Source organism: Klebsiella sp. JB_Kp031, assembly GCF_040064295.1.
GTDB lineage: Bacteria > Pseudomonadota > Gammaproteobacteria > Enterobacterales > Enterobacteriaceae > Klebsiella > Klebsiella quasipneumoniae.
Genome location: NZ_JBEAJW010000031.1, coordinates 1 through 22,956, shown reverse-complemented (window position 1 = coordinate 22,956; position 22,956 = coordinate 1). Strand labels below are relative to the sequence as shown.

Genomic DNA, 22,956 nt, shown 5'->3' with positions numbered 1-22,956 from the left:
TTACCCGCAGCCTGCCCGGAAGCTGGGTCATACTTGCAACCAAAAGGTCACGGGACCATCATTGACCAAAGAAACCTGCATATCCGCAGCGAATCTTCCGGTCTGGGTGTTCATTTCCTGCTGGCGACAGCGGGCGACGAAATACTCATACAGCGCCTCAGCACGGTCAGGAGCGGCGCCTTTCGAGAAGCTTGGCCGCATTCCCCGCTCGGTATCCGCCGCCAGCGTAAATTGCGAAACCACCAGCACGCTGCCGCCCGCCTGCTGAACGTTCAGGTTCATTTTCCCCTCCGCATCGCTGAAGATGCGGTAGCCCAGCACGCGCTCGCAGAGGCGATTCGCTTTTTGTTCATCATCGTCTTTTTCGACCCCCAGCAGCACCAGAAGCCCCGGGCCAATTTCGCCCGTCACTTCGTCCGCCACGGTAACGCTTGCACGGGATACGCGTTGAATTAATGCAATCATGGTTGTTCTGTTTCTTCTGTTTTAAGTTTGCGGTATTCACCGAGAGTGACAGTAATTTCAGCGCCAAGCAAGACGATACACCAGGTCCAGTACACCCAGACGAACAAAATCGGCACCACCGAAATCACGCCATAAATGAGCTGATAGGACGGAAAGGTGGTGATATAGAGGGCAAACGCTTTTTTACCTGCCTCAAACAGCAGCGCCGCCACCAGCGCCCCGATCACCGCGTCGCGGTTACGTACCTGGGTGGTGGGTACAATACTGTAGAGCAGCCAGAATGCCGCCCAGGAGAGGATCAGCGGGAAAAGGCGGAGCAGATTATCAATTACGCCGTCCAGGTCGCTTGCCCAGCGCAGCGACAGCAGATAGGAACTGATCGCCAGGCTGGCGCCCGCCAGCAGCGGACCAAGGGTCAGGATCATCCAGTAAACGGCAAAGGAGTAAACTTTGGGGCGACTGCGCGTGCTGCGCCAGATGGTGTTTAGCGCGCTGTCGATCGAGTACATCAGCAGCAGCGAGGTGACGATCAGGCCAAAGGCGCCTACGGCGGTCATGCGGCTGGAATTGGCGACGAACTGCTCGATATATCCCTGGATCACATCCCCGGTCGCCGGAATAAAATTGGCGAAGATAAAATGGCGGATCTGCACGCTGACTTCGGAGAACATGGGGAAGGCCGCAAATAGCGCGAACACGACGGCAATCAGCGGCACCAGGGACAGTAATGACACATAGGCGAGGTTCCCCGCCAGGGTCGTCATATGGTCTTCATCAATACGCCGCCACAGCAGCTTTAGCCACGCCAGCAGCGGCCGGGTATGGTGGAGTAATTTTTGATGAACGGTTCTTAGCATAGCTGTTTCGCGAAATAGTCAGGGATGGTCTTCTTCCCGGTCACCAGAATGCTGGTGATCCCCAACCGGTTAGCCCCTGCTATATTATCGACGTTATCATCAAAAAAGACCGTATCTGCGGCGGAAAAGCCCTCTTCGTCCAGTACTCGCTGATAAATTTGCGCTTCAGGCTTACGCATTCCCATCTCCTGTGACAGATAGATGCGATCGGCGGCAGCGCGCACTTCCGGGTATTCATCCGGCCAGAACGTGGTGTGAAGACGATTGGTATTGGAGAGCACCACCACGCGATGGCCCTGGGCACGCAGTTTTTGCATGATCGCAATCACTTCCGGACGCAGCGCGACAAACACCGCCTGCCAGCCGTGAGCAAACTGCTCATAGCTGAGGGACATATTCATTTCATGACACATGGCGGCGGCAAAGTCTTCATCGCTGAGCTCGCCGCGCTCATGCTGATGGAAAGCCTCTCCCATGGTGAAATGCTGCTTCAGCGTCGCCAGCGGGATGCGGGTTAAATCGCTCCAGGCCCCCAATACCCGGTTGAAGTCAATGTCGACAATCACATTACCTAAATCAAAGATATAGAGCATTTTCGTCTCCTTCCGCGCCGTGGAAAATTAACTTTAGCGGGAAAGATGAGGTTTGACTATGCATAAACCTGAAACAACAAGCCACTCGCGAACAAAGCCGCATAATGCGGCTTTGAATAAGCAGAATCAGGCTGGCGGTTATTCTGTCGCAGCGCGCAGCGTTTTCCTGCCACCGCGAATGCGTTTAACCAGCATGACCGAAACGAACGCGCCACAGAGCGCAAAGCACGCCATGATGCCAAAGACTATCTTGTAGCCTGTCAGACCAGGGTTGAGATCGAGAATGTAGCCATACAGGCTGTAGCAGAACATGGCCGGTGCGTAGCCAATGAAACTCCCCAGCGCCATGGCGGCGCCGGTCCGGTTCTCCGCGATGTTGGCTTCACCGATCGGGGCAAAGAAGACCGCTCGCTGGGTAAACACAATTGCGCCAAATCCCAGGGTGCAGATCATGCCGAGGTAGACTGGCATGCTTTCGTGGGGCAGCAATATTAACGCCACCAGGGCTACGGTGCTGGCACAGAAGGTATAGAAGAGATATTTGCTTGGCGACTTGAGGATTTTATCGGCTATCAGGCCGCCAATCGGCCCACCCACCATTTTCAAACAATACTGGTTAATGATGCCGTAGGCGCCCACCAGCGCCACCGGCAACAGGTAGATATTTTTCAGGAAGGGAATAAAGAAAGTGAGCCCACAGTAAACCGCATAAACAAAGAAGACGTTGAACGCGATAAGCCAGATGGTTTTATCTTTTAAGACCGAAGAGATGCTACTTTTCTCTGTGGCGCTGTCGACGGTAGCTTTCTCAGGCGCATCCTCATCCTTTTCTTTCAGCATAAAAAACAGCATGATCCCGACAACAATCACGATCAGAGCGTAGAACCAGATCCCGGCTTTAAACCCCAGCAAACCGCTGCCAAACCAGGTGAAAATAGCCAGGGCAGAGAAAGCAATAATCGTGTCGACAATCCCCCGCCCGGTCTCAAAGAAACCAAACAAACGCCCCTGCTGTTCGCTGTTGCCCAACCGGCTTACCGACTTTAATAGCACCGGCCAGTTCATCATGTCGCAGGTAACGCCAAAGAGAGCCCAAACAAAGAGAATTCCCCAGTAGCCTGGCATAGTCGTCAGATAGATCCCCAACAAGCCTGTCGCAATCAGCGATAGCGACATGGTGTAGCGGCGAGGCAGTTTATCGGCAAAGTAAATTGACAGGAAAAAACCAATCGTGGTCACCACGGAGTTCACCGACATGGCATTGCCTATCTGGCCATTAGTCAGATGGAAATAGTCCTGCATCGGAATATAAAAAGCATCTTTCAGAGAAGGCAGTTTATAAATGGTGCCACCGCACAGGGTTAATAAACTGAATATAGCCCATTTCTTTTTTGTGAGCATAAGTTCCCCTAATGATTGAACATCATTTGGTTTAAGGAAAATAACAGACCATCATCATTTATTAAAAATGATGTCCCGGCATAACGAATTATTAGTAAATTTAGTGTGCCAGCGCCGTAAGCGCTTCGTCTTTTATTCTCTGCAACGTCTCTTTGACATAATGGAGCTGCGCTATCGCATCCTCTTTTTCTTTTAGCAGTCGCGCTTCAAGCTGATCGGCGTCTGGCAGTGGGGTTTCGCTCATTTGTCGCCAGGGGATCCACGGGTTGTCCCCCTCCGAGGCAAAACGGAACGGGGGGGCATAGTAATCCACTTCTTCTTCCAGACCGTATGCCATGACCTGCGGATGATCATCACCAAGACAAATTAATTCCGTCAGCAGCGCCTTAAACGGCATATCGCCCTGGCCTGAATTACAGGCCCGATGCCCAAGCCCACCGTTCTCAGTAATAATACAAGCGTCTTTGATATGAACCTGCGTAATGTAAGGTGACATCAACGCTAACGCCTCAAGCGGTCGCTCATTAGCGTTGATCATATTGGCGAAGTCAAAAAGGAGCGATAGCGATGGCATCTCGCTTTGTTTAATTAAATTCACCAGTTCAGCGCTTTTGAGATCTTCATGTTGCTCAAGGGTGAAGGTCAGGCCGGTATGGCTATAAGCCTTTTTAATGTATTGAATATCTGCTGAAATTTTTTCCATTACGTCATGTAAATGGCCTTCATAACGCGGATAAAAACGAACGGAAGTCGCTCCTGTTTTTAAAGCGATAGTCGCGGCCTGATCGATGGTCTGTTTATCGGAGGCGCTGGTTTCGATGTGAATATCCAGCTGCAACGCTTTCGCTTTGTCAGCAAACCCGGCTAACTGGGCATCATTCATATTGCTCAGCGAATAACGCTCACCATCAAGAACGTGTATTTTCACCCCCTTTAAATGCAGACTATCTGCAATGGTCAGTAAATCATTAGGTAAAATACGTTCAAGCCGCATATTCAAATGATAGGCATAAGCATGAAGGTAGAGTGGTATATTATCAATACGGGAAAGGATCTTCCCGGCGTTATCTTTAGTGACCATAAAATACCTACAAGTTAATAAACAGATCCACAGCCTCAAATCGCCAGTATTCGAGATCTATTTGCACAATATTGCCGGCACTATCGGCACGGTGTTTTTCTATCAGAATAGCCGGCAGACCTGCAGAGCCACCGATGAATTTGCTCACATCGCCCGACATTCTGACGGGTCTAAAAGCCAGTTTTTTTATCACCACAGGCTTATGATATTCACGCTCCCAGACGGAGGAAAAAGATTGGTTCTTCAACCGGTCAATAAAATCTGGCGCGACGTTAGGGTTGATAAAGGTCTCATGGTAGAAAACTTTATGCCCTTCCAGCGCTCCCCAGCCGGTGACCAGATATAAATCATCAGACGGAGTGACATCCAGCAGGGGTTTAGCGGCGTCGGGATAGTCTCGGGTTCGCTGTTTTTCAATAAAGCCCCACGAAGGTTCTCTTCCCTGCTCAATGGCGGCCCGCTGAAAGCTCGCGGGGAGCTCAGGACTGTAGTTAAAACGCGGCTGCGCGACAAACCATCCTTTCCGGTCTTTACGAAAGATCCTCGATTCCGCTTCCAGGCTGAGCAGCGCCTGACGCAGCGTCATGCGTTTGATCCCCAGCAGTTCGCCAAGCTCTCTCTCTGAAGGCAGTTTTCCACCCGCAGCCGTCAGCCCTTGCTTAAGCCACAGATCCAGTTTCTCTTTTGCATTTTCGACAGTAGAAAGATTTTCAGTCATTGTTTAATTCATTTGGTTTAAACCAGATGACTCATCTTACTCTTCTGCAAAAAAAGAAAGCAATTCCTCGGACAAACTTTAGGTATAAATGTGACCAGGGTCTCCTGGAGGCCCCGGGTTAGCGCAGCGATTGTCAGATCTCACCCATAAAAAAACCCCGCCGGAGAGGCGGGGTTTAGCGAACAGCAAGAAGAATCAATTACTCTTCTTTTGCACCGCGCATTGCGCGTTTACGGTCGTTCTCGGTCAGGTGACGTTTACGGATACGGATAGAGGTCGGAGTGACTTCTACCAGTTCGTCGTCATCGATGAACTCCAGAGCCTGCTCCAGGGTCATCTTAACCGGCGGAACCAGAACCGTGGCTTCGTCAGTACCGGACGCACGCATGTTGGTCAGTTTTTTACCGGTCAGGCAGTTTACCGTCAGGTCGTTAGAACGGCTGTGAATACCGATGATCTGGCCTTCGTAAACTTCCGCACCGTGACCGAGGAACAACTTACCGCGATCCTGCAGGCCGAACAGCGCGAACGCTACCGCTTTACCCTGACCGTTGGAGATCAGCACGCCGTTGTTACGCTGGCCCACTTCGCCCGGACGAACGTCGTCGTAGTGGCTGAAGGTGGAGTACAGCAGACCGGTACCGGAGGTCATGGTCATGAACTCTGAACGGAAGCCGATCAGACCGCGGCTTGGGATCACGTAGTCGAGACGTACGCGGCCTTTTCCGTCCGGATTCATGTTTTTCAGGTCGCCTTTACGCTCGCCCAGCGCCTGCATAACAGAACCCTGGTGCTGCTCTTCGACGTCCAGCGTCACGTTCTCGAACGGCTCTTGTTTACGGCCATCGATTTCACGGAAGATAACTTTCGGACGAGAAACCGCCATCTCGAAACCTTCGCGACGCATGTTTTCAATCAGAACGGACAGATGCAGTTCACCACGGCCGGAAACGCGGAACGCATCAGCGTCTTCGGTTTCTTCAACGCGCAGCGCCACGTTGTGCACCAGCTCTTTGTTCAGGCGGTCCAGAATCTGGCGAGAGGTAACGAACTTACCTTCTTTACCGCAGAACGGAGAGGTGTTGACGTTGAAGAACATGGAAACGGTCGGCTCATCAACGGACAGGGCCGGCAGCGCTTCGACATTCTGCGGGTCGCAGATGGTGTCGGAGATGTTCAGCTCGCCCAGACCGGTGATCGCGATGATGTCGCCAGCTTCAGCTACGTCGCTCTCGATACGCTCAAGCCCCAGGTGAGTCAGCACTTTACCGACTTTACCGTTACGGGTTTTGCCTTCGCTATCGATGATAGTGACCTGCTGGTTCGGCTTCACTTTACCGCGTTTGATGCGGCCGATGCCGATGACGCCAACGTAGTTGTTGTAGTCCAGCTGGGAGATCTGCATCTGCAGCGGACCGTCAAGGTCAACGTCCGGCGCCGGCACGCGATCGACAATCGCCTGGTACAGCGGGGTCATGTCGTCAGCCATGTCTTCGTGGTCCAGACCCGCGATACCGTTCAGCGCGGACGCGTAAACGATCGGGAAGTCCAGCTGTTCGTCGGTCGCGTCGAGGTTAACGAACAGGTCGAACACCTGATCGACAACCCAGTCCGGACGCGCGCCCGGGCGGTCAACTTTGTTGATGACCACGATCGGCTTCAGACCGTGGGCAAAAGCTTTTTTGGTCACGAAGCGCGTTTGCGGCATCGGGCCATCAAAGGCATCTACCACCAGCAGCACAGAGTCAACCATGGACATAACACGCTCAACTTCACCTCCGAAGTCGGCGTGCCCAGGGGTATCAACGATGTTGATACGGTAATCATTCCATTTGATTGCGGTGTTTTTCGCGAGGATGGTAATCCCACGCTCTTTCTCCAAATCGTTGGAGTCCATCACACGTTCTTGTGCTTCAGTACGTGCGTCGAACGTACCGGATTGCTGTAGCAGCTTGTCAACCAGGGTAGTTTTACCATGGTCAACGTGCGCGATGATGGCGATATTACGCAGATTTTCGATCACAACTTTGCCTCAGGCATTAGAAATAGCGCGTTATTGTACACGTATTAAGCGAAGGACTGAACAGGATCACAAACATCCTCCGCAAACAAGTATTGCAGAGTTTCTTTGTGACCGCTTTCACGGAGCGATAAAAGGGCACCGTAACAAAAATTGCACCAAAATGGTGCTCAATGTTCACACTGAGGCACTATTTTGGTGCATTATCTCCATCATGGTGCAGTCCTTTTGCACTATGGTGCGCATGATACAGCGTTTTATGGGGCATTTAAAAGTTGGCACAGATTTCGCTTTATATTTTTTAAGGCAACAACGCCACTTTTAAGCAGTATGAAGTTTTCGTTACCACGACGACAATGACCAATCCGGGAGAGTTTAAGTATGTCCGCTGAACACGTTTTGACGATGCTGAACGAGCACGAAGTGAAGTTTGTCGATCTGCGCTTCACCGATACCAAAGGTAAAGAACAGCACGTCACGATTCCGTCTCATCAGGTAAATGCCGAATTCTTCGAAGAAGGCAAAATGTTTGATGGCTCCTCGATTGGTGGCTGGAAAGGTATCAACGAATCTGACATGGTCCTGATGCCGGACGCTTCCACCGCGGTCATTGACCCGTTCTACGAAGAACCGACCCTGATCATCCGCTGCGATATCCTCGAGCCAGGCACCCTGCAGGGTTATGACCGTGACCCGCGCTCCATCGCGAAACGCGCTGAAGAGTACCTGCGCGCTACCGGCATCGCTGACACCGTCCTGTTCGGGCCAGAACCAGAATTCTTCCTGTTCGACGACATCCGTTTCGGCGCCTCTATCTCCGGCTCCCATGTCGCGATCGATGATATCGAAGGTGCGTGGAACTCCTCCACCAAATACGAAGGCGGTAACAAAGGTCACCGTCCGGGCGTGAAAGGGGGTTACTTCCCGGTTCCGCCAGTAGACTCTTCTCAGGATATCCGCTCCACCATGTGTATGATCATGGAAGAGATGGGCCTGGTTGTTGAAGCTCACCACCACGAAGTGGCTACCGCAGGTCAGAACGAAGTGGCAACCCGCTTCAACACCATGACCAAAAAAGCGGACGAAATTCAGATTTACAAATACGTTGTTCACAACGTCGCTCACCGCTTTGGTAAAACCGCGACCTTTATGCCGAAACCAATGTTCGGCGACAACGGCTCCGGCATGCACTGCCATATGTCTCTGGCGAAAAACGGGACTAACCTGTTCTCCGGCGACAAATACGCAGGTCTGTCTGAGCAGGCGCTGTTCTACATCGGCGGCGTAATCAAACACGCTAAAGCCATCAACGCCCTGGCGAACCCGACCACCAACTCCTACAAGCGTCTGGTCCCGGGTTACGAAGCGCCGGTTATGCTGGCTTACTCTGCCCGTAACCGCTCTGCCTCCATCCGTATTCCGGTGGTGACCTCTCCGAAAGCGCGTCGTATCGAAGTGCGCTTCCCGGACCCGGCTGCTAACCCGTACCTGTGCTTTGCGGCGCTGCTGATGGCTGGCCTCGATGGTATCAAGAACAAAATCCATCCGGGCGAAGCAATGGACAAAAACCTGTACGACCTGCCGCCGGAAGAAGCGAAAGAGATCCCGCAGGTTGCCGGTTCTCTGGAAGAAGCCCTGCAGGCCCTGGATGCTGACCGCGAGTTCCTGACGGCTGGCGGCGTATTCACCAATGACGCTATCGATGCTTACATCGCCCTGCGTCTGGAAGAGAACGACCGCGTACGCATGACTCCGCATCCGGTTGAGTTCGAACTGTACTACAGCGTCTAATTTTGCTGTAAATCCAGGGTATGTCGTGTTGTGGCGCGGGATGCCCGGGATATTTTGTTGCCGTGGAAACTTTCAGCCCATCTCAGGATGGGCTTTTTTCTCCACCAACACGCTGATCTCGCGAGCTTTTTACCGATAAAAAGCTATACTGCACTAAATTGGTGCACTCTTTTTCAGGAGACTGTCGAATGGCAACAGGCACACTGCCCGATGCTGGGCAGATCCTCAACTCTCTTATCAACAGTATCTTACTGGTCGATGATGACCTGGCGGTGCACTTTGCCAACCCTGCGGCGCAGCAGCTGCTGGCGCAGAGTTCGCGCAAGCTGTTTGGCACCCCGTTACCTGAGCTGTTGAGCTATTTCTCATTAAATATTGGGCTGATGCAGGAGAGTCTGCAGGCGGGCCAGGGTTTTACCGATAACGAAGTGACGCTGGTTATCGATGGCCGCTCGCATATCCTGTCGCTGACCGCCCAGCGGCTGCCGGAAGGCTTTATTCTGCTGGAAATGGCGCCGATGGATAACCAGCGCCGCCTGAGCCAGGAGCAACTGCAGCACGCGCAGCAGGTCGCCGCCCGCGATCTGGTCCGCGGCCTGGCGCACGAGATTAAAAACCCGTTAGGCGGCCTGCGCGGCGCGGCACAGCTGCTCAGCAAAGCCCTGCCCGACCCGGCGCTAACGGAATATACCAAAGTGATCATCGAGCAGGCCGACCGGCTGAGAAATCTGGTCGATCGCCTGCTCGGCCCACAGCATCCGGGCATGCACGTTACCGAAAGCATCCACAAGGTCGCCGAACGGGTAGTGAAACTGGTCTCGATGGAGTTGCCGGACAACGTGAAGTTGATCCGTGATTACGACCCCAGCCTGCCGGAGCTCCCCCACGACCCGGATCAAATTGAACAGGTGTTGCTGAACATCGTCCGTAATGCGCTGCAGGCGCTGGGGCCGGAAGGGGGCGAAATTGTTCTCCGCACCCGGACCGCTTTCCAGCTGACGCTGCACGGGGTGCGTTATCGCCTCGCCGCCCGTATTGACGTCGAAGATAATGGCCCGGGTATTCCGCCCCAGCTCCAGGATACGTTGTTTTATCCGATGGTCAGCGGCCGCGAAGGCGGTACTGGCCTGGGCTTATCTATCGCCCGCAGCCTTATCGATCAGCACTCCGGCAAAATTGAATTCACCAGCTGGCCGGGTCATACCGAATTTTCGGTATACCTGCCTATTCGGAAGTAGAGGTGTTTATGCAACGAGGGATAGCCTGGATCGTTGATGACGATAGCTCCATCCGCTGGGTGCTTGAACGCGCGCTCACCGGAGCCGGCTTGAGCTGCACAACGTTCGAAAGCGGCAATGAGGTGCTAGATGCCCTCACCACCAAAACCCCGGATGTACTGCTGTCAGATATCCGTATGCCGGGAATGGATGGTCTGGCGCTGCTCAAACAGATTAAGCAGCGTCATCCGATGCTTCCGGTCATCATAATGACCGCGCATTCCGATCTGGACGCCGCGGTCAGCGCTTATCAGCAGGGCGCGTTTGATTATCTGCCCAAACCTTTTGATATCGATGAAGCTGTCGCCCTCGTCGACCGGGCGATTAGCCACTATCAGGAGCAGCAGCAGCCGCGAAATGCGCCGATAAGCAGCCCCACCGCCGATATCATTGGCGAGGCGCCGGCCATGCAGGATGTCTTTCGCATTATTGGCCGTCTGTCGCGCTCATCCATCAGCGTGCTGATCAATGGCGAATCCGGTACCGGTAAAGAGCTTGTCGCTCATGCCCTGCATCGCCATAGCCCGCGCTCAAAAGCGCCGTTTATCGCGCTGAATATGGCGGCGATCCCCAAGGACCTGATTGAGTCCGAGCTGTTCGGCCATGAAAAAGGGGCCTTTACCGGCGCCAATACCGTCCGTCAGGGTCGCTTTGAACAGGCTGACGGCGGCACGCTGTTCCTGGATGAAATTGGCGATATGCCGCTGGATGTCCAGACTCGTCTGCTGCGCGTTCTGGCGGATGGCCAGTTTTATCGCGTGGGCGGCTACGCGCCGGTGAAGGTCGATGTGCGGATCATCGCCGCCACCCATCAGAATCTGGAGCAGCGGGTGCAGGAGGGGAAATTCCGTGAAGATTTATTCCACCGCCTGAACGTGATCCGGGTGCATTTGCCGCCGCTGCGCGAGCGTCGGGAAGATATTCCACGTCTGGCCCGCCATTTTCTGCAGATTGCCGCCCGCGAGCTAGGTGTTGAAGCCAAACAGCTGCATCCGGAAACGGAGACAGCGCTGACCCGCCTGGCGTGGCCGGGCAACGTTCGCCAGCTGGAAAACACCTGTCGCTGGCTCACCGTCATGGCCGCCGGCCAGGAGGTGCTGACGCAGGATCTGCCGAGCGAACTGTTTGAGACCACCATTCCTGATAGCCCGACGCAGATGCAGCCAGACAGCTGGGCGACGCTGTTGGGTCAGTGGGCCGATCGGGCGCTGCGTTCCGGTCATCAAAACTTGCTTTCAGAAGCGCAACCCGAAATGGAACGCACGCTGCTGACGACCGCCCTGCGTCATACTCAGGGACATAAACAGGAGGCTGCGCGCCTGCTGGGATGGGGTCGTAATACCCTGACGCGTAAGCTAAAAGAGTTGGGTATGGAGTAGGGTTAAACGGCGTGATGAAAAATAGCCGATCAGCGCAAAGTGCTGCTATTTTGTACTTTACTGTTCCGATGAGTTGAGTATGATCGTGCCCGGCATTAGGGGAGAGCATCATGTTTGAATCACTGGTGAGTATGATATCGAGCGGCGCCGCTGCGAGTCACACACCACAAACGGCAGTCGCTGCCGTTCTGTGCGCTGCGCTGGTCGGGCTGTTCAGCTAATTGTTCCCCCTCTCCTGCGGGAGAGGGGGAAAACATTAAATCACCCTTGAGAACTGCTGCATCCGAGCCTTTTGCCGCAGATAGGCATCAAAGCACATACAGATGTTGCGGATCAGCAGGCGGCCTTTCGCCGTTACCTGGATAGCCTTACTCTCCACCACCACCAGCCCGTCATGCGCCAGCGGCGCCAGCAGTTTCAGGTCCTCAGCAAAATAAGACTGAAAATCCACGGCCCACTGCGCTTCGACTGCATCAATATCCAGACGGAAGTTACAGATCAACGCCTTAATTACGTCGCGACGCAGACAGTCGTCCCGGGTTAACGCGATCCCGCGCCACAGGGCGTTCCCTTGCTCTGCCACCTGCTGGTAGTACTGCTTTAGCTCTTTTTGGTTCTGGGCGTAGCTGTCGCCAATCATGCTGATCGCGGACACGCCCATCCCCAGCAAATCGGTATCGCCCTGAGTGGTGTAGCCCTGGAAATTGCGATGCAGTACGCCGTGACGTTGCGCGACCGCTAATTCATCATCAGGACGCGCGAAGTGGTCCATGCCGATGAACTGATAGCCTGCCGCCGTCAGCGAGCCGATGGTCTCCTGGAGGATCTCCAGCTTCTGTTCAGCGGAGGGCAGATCGGCATCTTTAATTTTGCGCTGTGCGGCAAAGAGCGTGGGCAGATGCGCGTAGTTAAACACGCTCAGGCGGTCAGGATTGAGCTCGGCGACCTTTTGCAGGGTAAAGGCAAAGCTCTCCGGCGTTTGTTTCGGCAGGCCGTAGATGAGGTCGATATTGGTCGAGGTAAATCCAATCTCCCGCGCATGACGGAGCAAATCAAAGATGAACGCTTCGTCCTGTTCGCGGTTAACCAGACGCTGAACCTCTTTATTAAAGTCCTGCACGCCCATACTCAGGCGGTTGAATCCCTCAGCGCGTAAATGATCGAGGACATCCAGCTCGATTTCACGCGGATCGACCTCGATGGAGATCTCGGCTTCGGCGCTGAAATGAAAATGGGTACGCAACAGATCCATCAGGCGACTGATTTGCGCCTTGTTGAGATAGGTCGGCGTGCCGCCTCCCCAATGCAGTTGCTTAACCTGACGGTTGGCAAACAGCGGCGCACGGTGGATGATCTCCTGTTCAAGGAGATCGAGATACTGATCGGCCTTATGCTGCTGGCGGGTGACGATCTTATTGCAGCCGCAGAAATAACACAGCTTATGGCAAAACGGGATATGCACGTACAGCGACAGGGGACGCTGTGGGTAACGGGCCACAGCGGCATCGAATTCCGCCGCGCCGAATTGTGGTGAAAACTCCAGCGCGGTGGGATACGAGGTATAGCGCGGCCCGGAATAGTTATATTTCTGGATCAGGGCCAGATCCCAGTCGATTATCTGCTCAGACATGCTCACTCCTTCCGATGGTGCCGCCGACGGGTACGCCGTCCCGGCCCCACCGCACCGCGGGTCATGAGCCGGTTGCGCAGCCATTTCTGACGCCGCGACAACCGTCGTAGTTTAACGAATAACCACAGCAGATAACATATAACCAGAAGGGTTATAAGCAGTACCGGGAATCCGATGGGATGCAAATGTTAGTTTCCACCCTTCAGCAGACGCATCATATCTTCCTGACGCTCTTCCTCTTCTTCATCTTCGTCATCGTAAGAGAGGCCGAGCTGCTGCATCAGCTCATCAATGCGATCCAGTTTGGCATCCACCCAGCTCTGCTCTTCAGCATTCAGGGTACCGCCCTCTTCCAGACGTTCCAACAGCGCGTCCAGGCGCTCATCATTCTCCAGCAACTCCAGCTCAGCCTGCGGTGAAAGCATAGGTTTCTCGCTCTTTGGTTTATGCTGCTTGGGAGCTGGAGCGCTGCTTTCGCTCACGCCCAGCGGGATGGGTTTTTTGCTGCCCACGCGTGGATCTTGCGCCTGGCGCTGTTTTTTACCTGCTGAAGCCGCATCGCCGCCGTTCGCGCGACTTCCTGCCGCGTGGCCACGATGTTTCTTCTGCCGTTTGCGATCGCGAGCTTCCTGATTTAACTCTTCACGCGACTTGCGGCCGGATTTGCCACGGGTGGCGGATGTCGGTTTTTTCATGGTATGTAATCTTCAGACAGTATTATTCAGTATAGAATTGAGGCGGAATCTAGCAGAAAGCAAGCAAAGAAAAAAGGCGACAGATTACTCTGTCGCCTTTTTCCTCACTGACCACCCTTAACGGGCTCTTCTTTCCCTGTTCGCTAACGACTTACCCTGTCTTTCCCTTAGCGTCCAACGGTCCCTGTTTCTTCCTTTTCCCTTTGAAACGTTTCCAAAACGCGCGTCATCCTGACAATCCTGTGGTCTTCGCCTCCTGGCGCTTCCTGACCCCTCGTCCTGAGTCCTCATCCTTTTCAGCATCCCCGCCGTTGTGTATTACTTTACCCTGTTGACAAAAATCGACAACCAGTCTGGCCGTTAAAATTCCACTTTTCAGATTTCTCTACTCTTTTAATCTATTTATTTTCAGTGGGTTATAATTTATTAGTCTTATTTTTCTCAGGCATGTCCTATACGAAGAATAGCCAATGTCTCACAAAGCGCATGGTTTTTACTTACAGAACCGGCGTGCGGTAAAAACAGCCTTTTTCTGCTGTTCAGGTATAATCCCTGCCATAGCCTGTTTTAACGGAGACGACCGTCTTGACCAACTGGAATTATCAACTGACGCACTTTGTCACTAGCGCGCCAGATATCCGCCATCTTCCTGCCGATACCGGTATTGAAGTGGCATTCGCCGGCCGCTCCAATGCGGGAAAATCCAGCGCGCTGAATACGCTGACCAACCAGAAAAGCCTGGCGCGGACCTCCAAAACTCCCGGACGTACACAGCTGATTAACCTGTTCGAAGTCGCCGAAGGCAAACGCCTGGTCGACCTTCCCGGCTACGGTTATGCGCAAGTCCCGGAAGAGATGAAGATCAAGTGGCAGCGCGCGCTGGGAGAATACCTGGAAAAACGCCTGTGCCTGAAGGGCCTGGTGGTCCTGATGGACATTCGCCACCCGCTTAAGGATCTCGATCAGCAGATGATCCAATGGGCGGTAGAAAGCGATATTCAGGTGCTGGTGCTGCTGACCAAAGCCGATAAGCTCGCCAGCGGCGCGCGTAAAGCGCAAGTGAATATGGTGCGTGAAGCAGTCCTGGCCTTCAATGGCGATGTTCAGGTTGAACCCTTCTCTTCGCTGAAAAAATCTGGCGTGGATAAGCTGCGACAGAAGCTGGATAGCTGGTTTAACGAAATCCCGCCGCAGGAAGCAGAGAGCACCGTAGACGAGTAATCGTCACCAACAGCCGGATAAGAGCGTGCCGCGCCTTGTCCGGGTTCCTCTCCAGAGTCAAGCACAAGCGTGTCCTTCTTTTTGCCACTTTTCTTTCGCGCAATAAAAAACGCCCCGGTCATAAATGACCGGGGCGGCTAAAATATTCAGCCAAATCCGATTACGTGAAGTAAAAGGTCTGAAAGATAGAACATCTTACCTCTGTACCCTACGCGAATAACTTTACTCTTCTTTCGCTCACGGATAAAGCATTTTTTGTAGTTTTTTTTCACTATTTACATAGCAAATTCAAATGATCCTCACAAAACTCTATAAGTTATGTTGCTTACTTACAGAAAATCGCGTTGTGCTTTGTATACTTAGTGCGCTTGATCCCAGTTTTCTCCGCTGCCCACTTCCACCAGCAACGGTACCGCCAGCGTAGTGCTGTTCTCCATCAGTTCGTGGATCTTTTTCGATACGGCATCGAGCTCATCCTTATGCACTTCAAAGACCAGTTCATCGTGAACCTGCATGATCATTCGCACGCGAGGTTTCTCGCTCCGCAGCCATTCATCAACGGCAATCATCGCCCGCTTGATGATATCCGCAGCCGTCCCCTGCATCGGGGCGTTAATCGCCGCACGTTCCGCACCGGCACGACGAGCGCCATTGCTGGACTTGATATCCGGCAAATAGAGTCGACGGCCATCCAGCGTTTCAACATACCCTTGCTCCTTCGCCTGTGCGCGGGTGCGCTCCATATACTCCAGGACGCCCGGATAACGCTCGAAATAAAGATCCATGTACTTCTGCGCTTCTTTACGCGGGATGTTCAGCTGGCGGGCCAGGCCAAAGGCGCTCATGCCATAGATCAGACCGAAGTTGATAGCTTTAGCACTGCGCCGCTGTTCGCTGCTGACGCTGTCCAGCGGTAAGCCAAACACTTCAGCCGCCGTCGCCCGGTGAATATCCTTCCCTTCCGCGAAGGCGGTCAGCAGGCCTTTATCCCGCGACAGGTGCGCCATAATGCGCAGCTCGATTTGCGAGTAGTCCGCCGAGACAATAACGTAATCTTCTGGCGCGATAAACGCCTGGCGAATACGGCGCCCTTCTTCGTTACGCACCGGAATGTTTTGCAGGTTTGGATCGGTAGACGACAAACGGCCGGTGGCGGTAACCGCCTGATGATAGGAGGTATGTACGCGGCCCGTTTTGGGATTAATCATCAGCGGCAGCTTATCGGTATAGGTCGACTTCAGCTTCGCCAACCCACGGTACTCCAGAATCACTTTCGGCAACGGATAATCGAGCGCCAGCTCTTCCAGTACCTCTTCAGAGGTGGACGGCGCACCGCCCGGCGTCTTCTTCAGCGGCTTGATACCCTGTTTTTCAAACAGGATCGTTTGCAGCTGTTTGGTGGAGGAGAGATTAAACGCTTCCCCGGCGATCTCATGCGCCCGCTGCTCCAGCTCAACCAGGCGCTGGGCTATTTCCTGCGAGTGCGCATGCAGCACGGCGGGGTCGATTTTAACGCCATTGCGCTCAACGCGTGACAGCACCGGCACCAGCGGCATTTCAATGTGCTGGAAGATATTCAGCGGACCTTCATGCTGCTGCAGCTTCGGCCACATTTTCAGATGCAACTGGAGCGTGACGTCGGCGTCTTCCGCCGCGTAGCGACCCGCCTCTTCCAGCGCAATCTGGTTAAAGGTGAGCTGATTCTTACCCTTGCCAGCGATCTCTTCGAAGGTAATCGTTTTATGCTTCAGCCAGCGGTCGGAAAGACTGTCCATATCATGGCGGCCCGCCACGCTGTCGAGAATGTAAGATTCCAGCATGGTATCGAACGCAATCCCGCGCAGCTCAATGTCGTAATTAGCCAAAATGCCGCGATCGTATTTGAGATTTTGCCCAACCTTGAGCAGCTTCTCATCCTCCAGCAGCGGTTTAAGCAGCGCCAGCACGCGCTCGCGCGGGATCTGATCCGGCGCATCAAGGTAATCATGCGCTACCGGGACATAGGCGGCCACGCCCGGCTCAACAGCGAATGAAAGGCCGACCATGTTGGCGGAGATGTTATCCAGGCTGTCGGTTTCCGTATCAAAGGCAAAGAGCGGCGCTTGCTTCAGCTTATCGATCCAGGTGAGCAGCGTAGCCTCATCAAGGATGGTGACATAGTGCTCTGCTGAAAGTGCAGTAGCGGCCTCAACCTCTGCTTCCGCTTCTGCCGCTGCTGCAGGCACTGCAGGTTTCGCAGCCGGTTTGCCCCCCTTCGCCTGCAGCCATTTTCCGGCTTCAACGTCGGTGGTCCAGCGCTTAAACTCATACTGTCTGAACAGCGCCAGCAGATCGTCTGCCGCCGGCGGCTGCACCTCCAGCTCTTCGCAAGTGAGCTCCAGCTCGACGTCGGTTTTGATGGTCGCCAGCTGATAAGAGAGATAAGCCACCTCCTTGTTCTGCTCCAGCTTCGCCGCCATCGTTTTCGCGCCGCGGAAGCTCAGTTCAGCGATCTTCTCCGGTTCCGCATACAGCGTATCGAGGCCGCCGAGGCCTTGCAGCAGCGCCTGGGCGGTCTTTTCGCCCACGCCCGGCACGCCAGGAATGTTATCTGAGGAGTCGCCCATCAGCGCCAGGAAATCAATAATCAGCTCTGGCGGGACGCCGTACTTGGTAACCACCTCATCCGGCCCGAGGATAGTGTTGGTCATGGTATTGATCAGGGTGATCCCCGGCGTCACCAGCTGGGCCATGTCTTTATCGCCGGTACTGATCAGCACCGGACGTCCTGCCCTTTCCGCTTCCCGCGCCAGGGTGCCAATCACATCGTCAGCTTCGACACCCGGGACCGCCATCAGCGGCAGCCCCATCGCTTTCACCATCTTATGCAACGGCTCAATCTGCGCGCGCAGATCGTCCGGCATCGGCGGGCGGTGAGATTTGTAATGTTCGAACAATTCATCACGGAAGGTTTTCCCTTTCGCATCAAAGACCACGACGGCATGAGTCGGTTGATACTGCAGAATCAAACTGCGCAGCATATTCAGTACGCCGTACATAGCCCCGGTGGGCTCCCCTGCGCTGTTAGTCAGCGGCGGAAACGCATGATACGCCCGATAAAGATAGGAGGAGCCGTCAACGAGGATGAGAGGGTTTTCTGGGATCTGAACCATAATTTCCGTGCCTGTTTATCAGATTATGGATAAAGGATGCCACAGACGGGCATGAAATCCTGAATTTTTCCCGCATTTCGCGGAAAAGATTCAACGATCGTCGCGATCGCGCGACAACTTAGCTTGTGGATAACTTTGTGCATAGTTTTACAACGTCAGCTTATCCGCCCCTGAAAATAAATGAATAAATAGTATTAGCCATTATTTATCAATAACTTAAAAGAAGATCAACGATCCTGGCATGAATTTGATGACCTAATCTTCCATGTGGATAGAAGATCCTTGTTTTTTTCTGTTCTGGTAAGACCCGTCATTTGCCGCGTTTTCTGGTAAAATCAGCCTCTTGCGCAGCTTAAAGGCGCTCTTTGTCAGCCTAACTTTCTGAATAAACTAACTATGTCGAGATTACTCGCTGCGATAACACTTCCGCTGAGTATCGCCTTAACCATCTTAGTCACCGTTATCTGCTCTGTACCGATCATCGTCGCCGGGCTGATTAAACTGCTGGTCCCCATTCCAGCGGTATGGCGCTCTATATCCGTTTTTTGCAATTTTATGATGTACTGCTGGTGCGAGGGGCTGGCGCTGCTGTTGCATCTCAATCCCTGGCTAAAATGGGACGTCCAGGGTCTGGAAGGCCTGAACAAAAAGAACTGGTATCTGCTGATCAGCAACCACCACAGCTGGGCAGATATCGTGGTGCTATGCGTGCTGTTCCGCAAGCATATTCCGATGAATAAGTACTTCCTTAAACAACAGCTGGCGTGGGTACCGTTCATAGGCCTCGCCTGCTGGGCGCTGGATATGCCTTTTATGCGCCGCTATTCGCGCAGCTATCTTATTCGTCACCCGGAACGCCGCGGTAAAGATGTCGAAACCACCCGCCGTTCATGTGAGAAATTCCGCTCGCACCCAACGACAATCGTCAATTTTGTGGAAGGCTCGCGTTTTACCGACGCAAAAAAGCGCGAGACGCGCTCTCCTTACCACAACCTGTTACCACCGAAAGCGGCGGGTATTGCCATGGCGCTCAATGTTCTCGGCTCGCAGTTCGATAAACTGCTGAACGTTACGCTGTGCTACCCGGAAAATCATGCAAGGCCGTTTTACGACATGCTAAGTGGCCGACTGACGCGCATTGTGGTTCGTATCAATCTGGTACCGATTGGCGAAGAGCTACACGGCGATTACGTCAACGATAAGAACTTTAAGCGTGGTTTCCAGCGCTGGCTGAATGGGCTATGGGAAGAGAAAGACCGTCAGTTAACTGACATCATGCGGGACAAAGCAAGGAAGTCACGGCAAAGTAGATAAAAAAACGCCGGTCAGTGACCGGCGTTTTTTTTATTTCTTCTCAACCAGCTGCTTCACGGTATCCGCATACTGAGCGACGAAGACATCCATATTGCTGGTGTCCATCCCCTGCGGGTTCAGCTGGTACTTACCATTGACGTACATAGCCGGTACCCCCTGCAGCTGCAGATCGGCTGCCGCTTTCTCCTGCTGAGCGACCAGAGATTTCACCACGAAGCTGTTCCATGCGGCATCGTAGTCTTCCCCTTTCACGCCAGCGTCGACGAACACTTTACGAATGTCAGCCAGGCTCTGTACGGTCTGGTTTTTCTGCACCGCTTCGAACATCGGCGCCGTAATTTTATCTTCAACGCCCAGCGCGATGGCCACAGCCCATGCCTGCGTCAGCTCCTTGCCCAGCGGCCCCAGGAACTCGACATGGTATTTGGTCATTTTGGTGCCTTCTGGCAGTTTCTGGCGCACGCTGTCAGAGACATGCAGCACTTCTTCAAACTGATAGCAGTGCGGGCAGTAGAATGAGAAGAATTCGAGCACCTGCGGCTCGCCAGCAACCGGCTTATCAAGGGTGATGTACTGCTTGCCGTCGGTGATCTGGGCAGCGGATGCACTAAAAGCCAGAATCATACCAGCCAGCGCCAGCCAAACTTTTTTCATGATTTACTCTCTCCTGGATATATCACATTAATACATTGGCGTTAACTGAAGCGGGGGTTCCTGTAGAACCTTCACCTGCTCGAGAAAAGTAGACGTCTGCCCTCGCCAGTAATCCTCCCCGTTTAACCAGGGAAAATTAACCGGAAATGCCGGATCGTCCCAGCGTCTGAGCAACCACGCCAGATAATAAACCAGTCGCATGGCGCGTAAAGGTTCAATAAGCGCGATTTCATCGCTGTTAAAGGGGCTGAATTCCTCATAGGCCTCAACGATGGTCTCCAGCTGCATACGCTGTTCAGCCTTATCGCCGTTGAGCAGCATCCACAGATCCTGAATCGCCGGGCCGGTTCGCGCATCGTCTAAATCGACAAACAGCGGCCCATCGCGCCAGAGGATATTGCCTGCATGACAGTCACCATGCAGGCGCAAAGTAGTCCCGCCACCGTGCCATTGCGTCATGACGGCAGCGATGAGTTTATCGGTCGCCTTCAGGAAATCGGCCTTCAGGCCTGAGGGGATAAGCGTCGACTGTTCAAATACCTGGCGTGGTTCCAGCAGATATTCCTGCACGCCAATCTCCGGACGCGCAGAAAAGCGCTGTTTGCGCCCGGTCTGGTGCAGGCGCCCCAGATAACGGCCAACCCACTCCATCTGATCAAGGTTATCCGCCTCGAACTGTCGGCCGCCAAGGCTTGGGAAAACGGCAAAATAAAACCCCTGGTGCTGATGAAGCGTACTGTCGTTAAATAACAGCGGCGCCGCAACGGGCACTTCATCTTCTACAAGCTGAAGCGCAAACTGGTGTTCTTCAAGGATTTGTGCTGCCGACCAGCGCTCAGGACGATAGAACTTCACCACATAACGATGACGCTCTTCGTCCTGGAACTGATAAACGCGGTTCTCATAGCTGTTCAGCGGGGTAAGACCGGAATCCACCCGCATACCCAGATCGAATAACCCATCGATAATGGTATCCGGGCGAAGCGTCTGAAAAGTAAAAGCCTTATCGTGCATCCTGACATCCGATAATCGTACGAATAGTTCAGGATATCATCTCATTGCGCTTTACGCGGCAGCGCTTACAACCTTTTACTCTTTTATTACGCCGCGGGCGCGCAGCAGCGCGGTTTTAAAGTCTTCTTCATAATCCTTCTGAATACCCGGGATGACAGCATCTTTTGAAGAATCACGCATCTTCAGGTGATAGATCAGAATATCGTCGGAAAGATCGCTCAGTTCGCCATCATAGCCAGCCTCTTTCGCCAGTTTCTGCAAAAATTGCATCAGGTTCAGTTCTGGCTCTTTCTGCCAGGCGGGCTGGAGGAGTTCAATTACTTCATTCAGACGTTTACATTTCATGGTCATGCTCCTTACTCTTGATAGGGACAAGTTAACAGGGTCAATCCCACAATGAAAGAGGCGATATTCATATGCAAAGCGAGGCGATAACCGGCGTCGTGCTGGCGGGCGGCAGGGCCACGCGAATGGGCGGCATTGATAAAGGATTACAGTTGCTCAATGGACGTCCTCTCTGGCGACACGTCGCGGAAGCATTAGCTCCGCAGGTAGATGAGTTAGTCATTAGCGCCAATCGTCATCTTGAACAGTGGCGTGCCAGCGGATATCCGGTCTTTCGAGACATACAGGAGGGTTTTCAGGGGCCGCTGGCCGGAATGCTTGCTGTGATGCAGCAGGTCGCGAGCCCATGGTTTGTTTTTTGCCCCTGCGACACGCCGTTCATTCCGTCCTTTTTGGTGGAGCGCTTTATCCAGCAAAAAGGCGCTGCACCGGTGGTTTGGGCCCATGACGGCGAACGGGATCATCCCGCCGTTGCATTAGTTCATCGTCAAATCATTCCGGAACTGGAGGCTTATCTGGCACATGGAGAGCGCAGGGTGATGGTTTTTATGCGACAAATGGGTGGGCGCCCGGTGAATTTCAGCGATGTGAAAACTGCTTTCATTAATGTAAATACGCTCGAAGATTTGCAGCAGATGCAGGAGCCATCATGATCCCATTACTGGCGATCGCCGCATGGAGCGGTACCGGAAAAACAACATTATTAAAGCGTCTTATCCCTGAGCTTTGCGCTCTAGGATTAAGCCCGGGACTGATAAAGCACACCCATCATGATATGGACGTGGATAAGCCGGGCAAAGATAGCTATGAACTGCGTAAGGCGGGCGCTGCGCAAACTATTGTCGCCAGCGAACAGCGGTGGGCATTGATGACCGAGACGCCAGAGAAGCCGGAATTAGATCTCACGTGGCTGGTTAGTCGAATGGATGCCAGCAGACTGGATCTGGTTTTGGTCGAGGGTTTCAAGCATGAAGCAGTGCCTAAGATCCTGCTTTTTCGGCAAAACAGCGGCCATTGTGTGGAAGAGTTAACGACTGATGAGCATACGATCGCCGTGGCCAGCGATGTATCGATCGCGACCTCACTTCCGCTGCTGGATTTAAATAATATTCCGCAGATTGCGTCATTTATTGTCGGCTGGTTAGCGAGGCAGTAGCAGGTATTCAGGCGATTTTTTTCCCAAAGGCGGTGCTACGCCCCTGGCCGGGCGACCGGGGCGTAGCCCCATGTCGGATCAGTAGCCCCGGTAAGCGCAGCGCCACCGGGGGGGCATGCCGGCACCCTTCCCGGATGGCACAAACGCAAAAAAGCTCAGCCTTCCGACTGAGCTTTCTGCTTTATTTGATGCC

21 protein-coding genes are annotated in these 22,956 nt (G+C 53.6%); 8 read left to right on the top strand and 13 right to left on the bottom strand.

The annotated features are described in order from the left end of the window. Positions 1-27 precede the first annotated feature (27 nt). The 7 genes from dtd to typA form a co-directional block, all read right to left on the bottom strand. Complete coding sequence (dtd, locus tag ABLV64_RS14605) at positions 28-465, bottom strand: D-aminoacyl-tRNA deacylase (protein WP_004203627.1); 438 nt, start codon at positions 463-465, stop codon at positions 28-30. Continuing rightward, entirely contained in the window at positions 462-1,322 is an 861-nt protein-coding gene (locus ABLV64_RS14600; RefSeq protein ID WP_004203625.1) for a virulence factor BrkB family protein, read from the bottom strand. Before ABLV64_RS14600 ends, dtd begins: the two co-directional genes overlap by 4 nt. Continuing rightward, positions 1,316-1,915: a glucose-1-phosphatase gene (gene yihX / locus ABLV64_RS14595; RefSeq protein ID WP_004203624.1), complete on the bottom strand. Its 600-nt coding sequence runs from the start codon at positions 1,913-1,915 to the stop codon at positions 1,316-1,318. Before yihX ends, ABLV64_RS14600 begins: the two co-directional genes overlap by 7 nt. Before the next feature lie 138 nt (positions 1,916-2,053). After that, positions 2,054-3,316, bottom strand: coding sequence for an MFS transporter (locus tag ABLV64_RS14590; RefSeq protein ID WP_048293950.1), 1,263 nt, complete (start codon positions 3,314-3,316; stop codon positions 2,054-2,056). Positions 3,317-3,416: 100 nt separating this feature from the next. Beyond that, a complete protein-coding gene (locus tag ABLV64_RS14585; RefSeq protein ID WP_017899840.1) occupies positions 3,417-4,397 on the bottom strand; it encodes a TIM barrel protein in 981 nt (326 codons plus the stop codon). 7 nt (positions 4,398-4,404) lie between these two features. Beyond that, complete coding sequence (locus ABLV64_RS14580) at positions 4,405-5,115, bottom strand: GntR family transcriptional regulator (protein WP_017899841.1); 711 nt, start codon at positions 5,113-5,115, stop codon at positions 4,405-4,407. A gap of 199 nt (positions 5,116-5,314) precedes the next feature. Continuing rightward, the gene (gene typA, locus ABLV64_RS14575; protein ID WP_002882755.1) at positions 5,315-7,138 is read right to left on the bottom strand and encodes a ribosome-dependent GTPase TypA; all 1,824 of its coding nucleotides are present in this window, start codon (positions 7,136-7,138) and stop codon (positions 5,315-5,317) included. A gap of 378 nt (positions 7,139-7,516) precedes the next feature. On the opposite strand from typA, the gene glnA reads away from it, so the two are divergent. The 4 genes from glnA (at position 7,517) to ABLV64_RS14555 (ending at position 11,803) form a co-directional block, all read left to right on the top strand. Beyond that, positions 7,517-8,926 (top strand): glutamate--ammonia ligase, encoded by a 1,410-nt coding sequence (glnA, locus tag ABLV64_RS14570; protein WP_004203622.1) that lies wholly within the window; start codon positions 7,517-7,519, stop codon positions 8,924-8,926. A gap of 188 nt (positions 8,927-9,114) precedes the next feature. Further along, positions 9,115-10,164 carry a nitrogen regulation protein NR(II) gene (gene glnL / locus ABLV64_RS14565; RefSeq protein WP_004203621.1) on the top strand — a complete coding sequence of 350 codons (1,050 nt, stop codon included), beginning with the start codon at positions 9,115-9,117 and terminating at the stop codon, positions 10,162-10,164. An 8-nt stretch (positions 10,165-10,172) separates the two neighbouring features. Then, a complete protein-coding gene (gene glnG, locus ABLV64_RS14560; RefSeq protein WP_002882749.1) occupies positions 10,173-11,582 on the top strand; it encodes a nitrogen regulation protein NR(I) in 1,410 nt (469 codons plus the stop codon). 110 nt (positions 11,583-11,692) lie between these two features. Beyond that, a complete protein-coding gene (locus ABLV64_RS14555) occupies positions 11,693-11,803 on the top strand; it encodes a YshB family small membrane protein (protein ID WP_004152951.1) in 111 nt (36 codons plus the stop codon). A gap of 35 nt (positions 11,804-11,838) precedes the next feature. Here ABLV64_RS14555 and hemN read toward each other — a convergent pair whose 3' ends face one another. Continuing rightward, complete coding sequence (gene hemN / locus ABLV64_RS14550) at positions 11,839-13,212, bottom strand: oxygen-independent coproporphyrinogen III oxidase (protein ID WP_004203620.1); 1,374 nt, start codon at positions 13,210-13,212, stop codon at positions 11,839-11,841. Between the two features lie 188 nt (positions 13,213-13,400). Then, positions 13,401-13,907, bottom strand: coding sequence for a Der GTPase-activating protein YihI (gene yihI / locus ABLV64_RS14545; RefSeq protein ID WP_002882743.1), 507 nt, complete (start codon positions 13,905-13,907; stop codon positions 13,401-13,403). A 585-nt stretch (positions 13,908-14,492) separates the two neighbouring features. Here yihI and yihA point away from each other — a divergent pair. After that, positions 14,493-15,128, top strand: a complete 636-nt coding sequence (gene yihA / locus ABLV64_RS14540) for a ribosome biogenesis GTP-binding protein YihA/YsxC (protein ID WP_017899842.1) — start codon at positions 14,493-14,495, stop codon at positions 15,126-15,128. Between the two features lie 359 nt (positions 15,129-15,487). Here yihA and polA read toward each other — a convergent pair whose 3' ends face one another. Then, complete coding sequence (gene polA, locus ABLV64_RS14535) at positions 15,488-18,280, bottom strand: DNA polymerase I (RefSeq protein ID WP_004203617.1); 2,793 nt, start codon at positions 18,278-18,280, stop codon at positions 15,488-15,490. 396 nt (positions 18,281-18,676) lie between these two features. Here polA and ABLV64_RS14530 point away from each other — a divergent pair, with 396 nt between their 5' ends. Next, positions 18,677-19,594: an acyltransferase gene (locus ABLV64_RS14530; protein WP_017899843.1), complete on the top strand. Its 918-nt coding sequence runs from the start codon at positions 18,677-18,679 to the stop codon at positions 19,592-19,594. Positions 19,595-19,624: 30 nt separating this feature from the next. Here ABLV64_RS14530 and dsbA read toward each other — a convergent pair whose 3' ends face one another. The 3 genes from dsbA to ABLV64_RS14515 all read right to left on the bottom strand — a co-directional run bounded on the left by dsbA (position 19,625) and on the right by ABLV64_RS14515 (position 21,607). Further along, positions 19,625-20,248, bottom strand: a complete 624-nt coding sequence (gene dsbA, locus ABLV64_RS14525; RefSeq protein ID WP_004203613.1) for a thiol:disulfide interchange protein DsbA — start codon at positions 20,246-20,248, stop codon at positions 19,625-19,627. A gap of 27 nt (positions 20,249-20,275) precedes the next feature. Then, positions 20,276-21,262 (bottom strand): serine/threonine protein kinase, encoded by a 987-nt coding sequence (locus ABLV64_RS14520; protein WP_348843294.1) that lies wholly within the window; start codon positions 21,260-21,262, stop codon positions 20,276-20,278. A 75-nt stretch (positions 21,263-21,337) separates the two neighbouring features. Further along, positions 21,338-21,607, bottom strand: coding sequence for a YihD family protein (locus ABLV64_RS14515; protein WP_002882612.1), 270 nt, complete (start codon positions 21,605-21,607; stop codon positions 21,338-21,340). Between the two features lie 71 nt (positions 21,608-21,678). Here ABLV64_RS14515 and mobA point away from each other — a divergent pair, with 71 nt between their 5' ends. Continuing rightward, the gene (gene mobA / locus ABLV64_RS14510) at positions 21,679-22,260 is read left to right on the top strand and encodes a molybdenum cofactor guanylyltransferase MobA (RefSeq protein ID WP_080848115.1); all 582 of its coding nucleotides are present in this window, start codon (positions 21,679-21,681) and stop codon (positions 22,258-22,260) included. Then, positions 22,257-22,763 carry a molybdopterin-guanine dinucleotide biosynthesis protein MobB gene (gene mobB / locus ABLV64_RS14505; RefSeq protein WP_080848117.1) on the top strand — a complete coding sequence of 169 codons (507 nt, stop codon included), beginning with the start codon at positions 22,257-22,259 and terminating at the stop codon, positions 22,761-22,763. The genes mobA and mobB overlap by 4 nt, the downstream gene beginning before the upstream one ends. Positions 22,764-22,956: the final 193 nt, after the last annotated feature.

Coding starts and splice junctions, on each gene's coding strand:
- hemN (WP_004203620.1), bottom strand. CDS start 13,212: ATGTCTGAGCAGATAATCGACTGGGATCTGGCCCTGATCCAGAAATAT.
- ABLV64_RS14600 (WP_004203625.1), bottom strand. CDS start 1,322: ATGCTAAGAACCGTTCATCAAAAATTACTCCACCATACCCGGCCGCTG.
- glnL (WP_004203621.1), top strand. CDS start 9,115: ATGGCAACAGGCACACTGCCCGATGCTGGGCAGATCCTCAACTCTCTT.
- ABLV64_RS14530 (WP_017899843.1), top strand. CDS start 18,677: ATGTCGAGATTACTCGCTGCGATAACACTTCCGCTGAGTATCGCCTTA.
- dsbA (WP_004203613.1), bottom strand. CDS start 20,248: ATGAAAAAAGTTTGGCTGGCGCTGGCTGGTATGATTCTGGCTTTTAGT.
- ABLV64_RS14515 (WP_002882612.1), bottom strand. CDS start 21,607: ATGAAATGTAAACGTCTGAATGAAGTAATTGAACTCCTCCAGCCCGCC.
- polA (WP_004203617.1), bottom strand. CDS start 18,280: ATGGTTCAGATCCCAGAAAACCCTCTCATCCTCGTTGACGGCTCCTCC.
- mobA (WP_080848115.1), top strand. CDS start 21,679: ATGCAAAGCGAGGCGATAACCGGCGTCGTGCTGGCGGGCGGCAGGGCC.
- ABLV64_RS14585 (WP_017899840.1), bottom strand. CDS start 4,397: ATGGTCACTAAAGATAACGCCGGGAAGATCCTTTCCCGTATTGATAAT.
- yihI (WP_002882743.1), bottom strand. CDS start 13,907: ATGAAAAAACCGACATCCGCCACCCGTGGCAAATCCGGCCGCAAGTCG.
- ABLV64_RS14555 (WP_004152951.1), top strand. CDS start 11,693: ATGTTTGAATCACTGGTGAGTATGATATCGAGCGGCGCCGCTGCGAGT.
- mobB (WP_080848117.1), top strand. CDS start 22,257: ATGATCCCATTACTGGCGATCGCCGCATGGAGCGGTACCGGAAAAACA.
- glnA (WP_004203622.1), top strand. CDS start 7,517: ATGTCCGCTGAACACGTTTTGACGATGCTGAACGAGCACGAAGTGAAG.
- dtd (WP_004203627.1), bottom strand. CDS start 465: ATGATTGCATTAATTCAACGCGTATCCCGTGCAAGCGTTACCGTGGCG.
- yihX (WP_004203624.1), bottom strand. CDS start 1,915: ATGCTCTATATCTTTGATTTAGGTAATGTGATTGTCGACATTGACTTC.
- ABLV64_RS14520 (WP_348843294.1), bottom strand. CDS start 21,262: ATGCACGATAAGGCTTTTACTTTTCAGACGCTTCGCCCGGATACCATT.
- ABLV64_RS14590 (WP_048293950.1), bottom strand. CDS start 3,316: ATGCTCACAAAAAAGAAATGGGCTATATTCAGTTTATTAACCCTGTGC.
- ABLV64_RS14580 (WP_017899841.1), bottom strand. CDS start 5,115: ATGACTGAAAATCTTTCTACTGTCGAAAATGCAAAAGAGAAACTGGAT.
- glnG (WP_002882749.1), top strand. CDS start 10,173: ATGCAACGAGGGATAGCCTGGATCGTTGATGACGATAGCTCCATCCGC.